The sequence below is a fragment of the Roseateles sp. P5_E11 genome (genome assembly GCF_054049355.1).
On sequence record NZ_JBFUMO010000546.1, the window covers coordinates 1 to 3,902 of the forward strand.

The 3,902-nt window shown below is 66.8% G+C and carries 5 protein-coding genes; all 5 read right to left on the reverse strand.

Annotated elements, in window-relative coordinates; all coding sequences use genetic code 11:
* Positions 1-615: alcohol dehydrogenase catalytic domain-containing protein (locus tag ACXJKR_RS26610; RefSeq protein ID WP_457325373.1), on the reverse strand; the 615-nt coding region annotated here is incomplete at its 3' end.
* Positions 612-1,466 carry an oxidoreductase gene (locus tag ACXJKR_RS26615; protein ID WP_457325374.1) on the reverse strand — a complete coding sequence of 285 codons (855 nt, stop codon included), beginning with the start codon at positions 1,464-1,466 and terminating at the stop codon, positions 612-614. The genes ACXJKR_RS26610 and ACXJKR_RS26615, both read right to left, overlap by 4 nt.
* A 23-nt stretch (positions 1,467-1,489) precedes the next feature.
* Positions 1,490-2,323, reverse strand: coding sequence for an oxidoreductase (locus tag ACXJKR_RS26620; RefSeq protein ID WP_457325375.1), 834 nt, complete (start codon positions 2,321-2,323; stop codon positions 1,490-1,492).
* Between the two features lie 2 nt (positions 2,324-2,325).
* A complete protein-coding gene (locus ACXJKR_RS26625; protein WP_457325376.1) occupies positions 2,326-2,631 on the reverse strand; it encodes a putative quinol monooxygenase in 306 nt (101 codons plus the stop codon).
* Between the two features lie 23 nt (positions 2,632-2,654).
* Positions 2,655-3,416, reverse strand: a complete 762-nt coding sequence (locus ACXJKR_RS26630) for an SDR family NAD(P)-dependent oxidoreductase (RefSeq protein ID WP_457325377.1) — start codon at positions 3,414-3,416, stop codon at positions 2,655-2,657.
* Positions 3,417-3,902 lie beyond the last annotated feature (486 nt).

The window sequence follows — 3,902 nt, forward strand, 5'->3', positions numbered from 1 at the left end:
GACCAGGTCCTCTTCCTCCGTTGCGATCACGTGGGTCGCACCGGCTTCAAGGATCTGCGCCTTCTTCGCGCTGGTACGGGTCAGCGCGACCGTCGTCGCGCCGGCGCGCTTTGCGATCTGGATGGCGGCCAGCGCGACGCTGCTCGACGCGGCAGGAATCACGACGAAGTCACCCGGGCCGACCTTGGCGATCTCGGTCATCGCGCCGTAGGCGGTCAGGTACTGCATCCAGACGGCAGCCGCAGCCTCCCAGCCGAGGTCGGCGGGGTGCTTGACCAGGAGGTCAGCGCGAACGACGGCCAACTCCGCATGCACGGCATAGTCGGTCTGCGCCGTCAGCGGCAGCAGGCTGACCTTGTCGCCGACCGCGACATTGGTGACACCGGGGCCGATCGACTCGACCTCGCCGGCGATCTCGTAGCCGATCTTGGCCGGGAAGGTTGCCTCGACGACGTAGGCGCCCGAGCGGTACATCGACTCGGCGCGATTCAAGCCGAGGGCGCGGGCACGCACGCGAGCTTCGCCCGGCCCGGGAGCCGGCACATCGACGGTATCGATCTGCAGGACTTCAGGGCCGCCGGTGCGGTGGAAATGGATGATACGGGCCTGGCTCATTTCGTGGCCTCCGGCGCATCGAAGTTGGTCTGCGTCGTCCGGTCGGCCCACGCTGCCATGTCGGCAGCAACCGAGTCCAGCTTGGCCTGGATGTTGCGGTGCGCATCCGGGCCCAGTGGCAACCGCAGCGGAGGCGCTTCGGCGTCGACGGCGGCCAGGATCACCTGCACACCCTTGACCGGGTCGTCAGGCTGGTTGCCGGACATCGTCTCGCTGACGCGGCGCATGCCACCCGCGGTCTCGGCATAGATCGGGAGCTGATTGGCGGCAAGCGTCATCGAGCGGCCGAGGAAGTCCGTCCGGAAGGCACCCGGCTCGACGATCAACACGCCGACGCCGAAGGACTTCACCTCCTGGGCGAGCGCCTCGGAGACCGCCTCGACGGCGAACTTGCTGGCGCTGTACAGGCCGAAGCCGGCGCGGGTCGCAATGCCAGACCCCGACGACAGGTTCACGAAGCGGCCACGGCTGCGACGCAATGCGGGCAGCGCGACACGGGTCGCCTCGATCAGGCCGAACACGTTGGTCTCGAACATGCGGCGGTACTCGTCGGGCGAGACCTCCTCGACCGCACCGATCACGCCGAAGCCGGCGTTGTTCACGAACACGTCGAGCTGGCCGAATGCCTCCTCGGCGGCCGCGATCGCAGTGGCGACGCTCTTCGGATCGGTGACGTCGAGGTAGGCGCTGCGCGCGGTCTCCGGATAGCGGCCGACGATGTCGGCGAGCTTGCTGGTGTCGCGCGCGGTCAGCATGACGCGATCGCCGCGTGCAAGCGCAGCCTCCGCGAGTGCCGCGCCGAAGCCCGACGAACAACCGGTAATGAGCCAGCTCTTGGTAGATGTAGACATGTCAATCTCCTTGGATGGATGGGTTACTTGAAATCGGTCGATGCACTGAGCGTTGCCCAGGCCTCGATCTCGTCGCTGCGGCTGTCGAAATGCGCCCTCGCCCACTGCAGCGCGTCCGCGCCGAGGAGCAGATGCACGGGAGGGTTCGCCACTTCAATCAGGGCCAACATCGCGCGCCCGGCCGCTCGCGGGTCGCCGCGCTGGCTGCCGTTCTCTCTCTTCTCACGGGCTTCGCGCAGCGGGTCGAAGAACGTGTCGTAGTCGGCGATGCTTCGCGGCTGGCGGGCCATGGACCGGCCCGCCCAGTCGGTGCGGAAGGCACCAGGCTCCACCGCGGTGACGTAGATGCCAAAGCCTCGGACCTCGTGGGCCAGCGACTCCGAGATGCCTTCCAGGGCGAACTTGCTGCCGTGGTAGTAGCCAAGGCCGGGAAACGCGAGCAGCCCACCGATCGACGTGATGTTGAGGATGCGCCCCGAGCGCCGCTGGCGCATGAAGGGCAGCACCGCCTTGATCACTGCGACGGCGCCAAAGACGTTGACCTCGAACTGGCGACGCAGCTCTTCGAGCGGCGACTCCTCGACCAGGCCTTCGTGGCCGTAGCCCGCGTTGTTGACGAGCACGTCGATGGGGCCGATCTCGCTTTCGATCATGGCGACCGCCGCGTCGATCTCGTCGAACGCCGTGACGTCCAGCAGCCGCGCGAATGCGCGGCCCGGCGCCAGGCTCTCGAACGCATGGGCGTGCTCCGCGCTGCGCACCGTGCCGACGACACGGTGGCCCGTCGCCAGGGCTTCCTCGGCCATCGCCCGGCCCAAGCCGGAGCTGACGCCGGTGATGAAGATGAGTTTGCTCATCCTCAGGCCCTCGGCGAAACCGTCGTGAACGGCGCGATGACGACTTCGCCCTCAATGCGCTCGGGCAGCGCCGCGAGGAAAGCCTGCGAGTACGGCTGCTGCAGGTGCGACTCGAAGTCGGCCTGCGACCGCCAGGTCTCGCAGATCAGCCAAGTGGACGACTTGTCGTTCGAGCGGAGGAAGTTGTAGTCGATGCAGCCGGGCTCGGCACGGGTTGCGGCCAGCAGCGCCATCAGGTCGCGGCCCACGGCCTCCGAATGCTCCGGCTTGGCCGGCACCGTGACGACGTACGTGATCTCTTGGGACATGAGGTTCTCCTTGGGATCGCGCGTCACAGGTTGGCGACGGACATCTTGATGTTCTGACCGCCATCCACCGTGATGGTCTGGCCCGTGACGAAGCTGGCACGCTCCGAGGCCAGCCACAGCATCGCGTCGGCGATCTCGTCGGCCTGGCCAATGCGCTGCAGCGGCACGTTCGATTCGTAGAACGGCTGCATGTCGCGGCCCTCGGTGAACCGGTCCGACATTTCGGTCTTGATGAAACCTGGGGCGACGCAGTTCACGCGGATGCCCTCGCCGCCCAACTCGACGGCCAGCGCACGGGCCAGGGATTCCGACGCACCCTTGGTGGCCGAATACACCGGCAGCAGCGCGCCGCCTTGGCGGCCCCACAGTGAGGAGACGGTGATGATGGAACCGCCTGGGCGGCGAAGATGCGGAATCGCATACTTGGCCGTCAGCAGCGTGCCGCGCAGGTTGGTGTCGAGCACGGCGTCGATGTCTTCCTCCGTCAGATCTGCCAGAGGCAGCACGTGCGGCGGCTCGATGCCGGCATTGGTGATCACGGTATCCAGCGTGCCGAAGCGCGCGACCGCGCCCTCGATGAACGCCCGCACCTGCTGCGCGTTCTGCACGTCGGTTTCGAGGAACCAGGCTTTGCCGCCGAGCTTCTCGATTTCGGCGGCAGCCTCTGCACCGCGCTGAGCGCGGCGGCCGGAGATCGCAACGTTGGCCCCGGTCTTGGCAAACGCGAGGGCGGTGGAATAGCCGATGCCGGATGTGGCACCTGTGATGACTACGGTCTGGGTCATGGTGAAACTCCTTTGAGTACGGTGGGCAACGGCCAGGTGTTGGAGCAGATGCGACCGGGTACTTCCCGCACGCCTGCCTGAGCACTAAGCGTGGTGCGTTTCGCAGCCTTGGACCTGGATCCCTGGACTGGTCATCGCTCCAGCTTGTGGCTGTTGATGTGGTGACCAAAGTGTGGGAGCGAGGCGCGCCATTGAGAATGGCCGCCCGGGTCTATTGGTTATGAACGCTTCGTCCATAAACGGCGCGGCCGGTAGCGGTTGGCATCAGGGCAGTCGGTGAACCAACGTGCATTGGCGCCGCCGGCCGTCTACCTGTCTTCGAAAGGCTCGAAGGCGAGACGACCGATTCGGGAAAGAGGCGGACTACGCCCCGCGTGCGCCTCGCGTTCCAACGCCTAGCGGCGACGCTGAGCTTCAGCGAGACCGGCCTCCAGGCCAACATGCGGACCTCACTGCGCAGCGAGCCCACGCCGTCGATTCGCCGCG

Bases quoted from the DNA above. Each gene is read 5' to 3' on its own strand.
- ACXJKR_RS26615 (WP_457325374.1), bottom strand. From the start codon at position 1,466: ATGTCTACATCTACCAAGAGCTGGCTCATTACCGGTTGTTCGTCGGGC.
- ACXJKR_RS26620 (WP_457325375.1), bottom strand. From the start codon at position 2,323: ATGAGCAAACTCATCTTCATCACCGGCGTCAGCTCCGGCTTGGGCCGG.
- ACXJKR_RS26625 (WP_457325376.1), bottom strand. From the start codon at position 2,631: ATGTCCCAAGAGATCACGTACGTCGTCACGGTGCCGGCCAAGCCGGAG.
- ACXJKR_RS26630 (WP_457325377.1), bottom strand. From the start codon at position 3,416: ATGACCCAGACCGTAGTCATCACAGGTGCCACATCCGGCATCGGCTAT.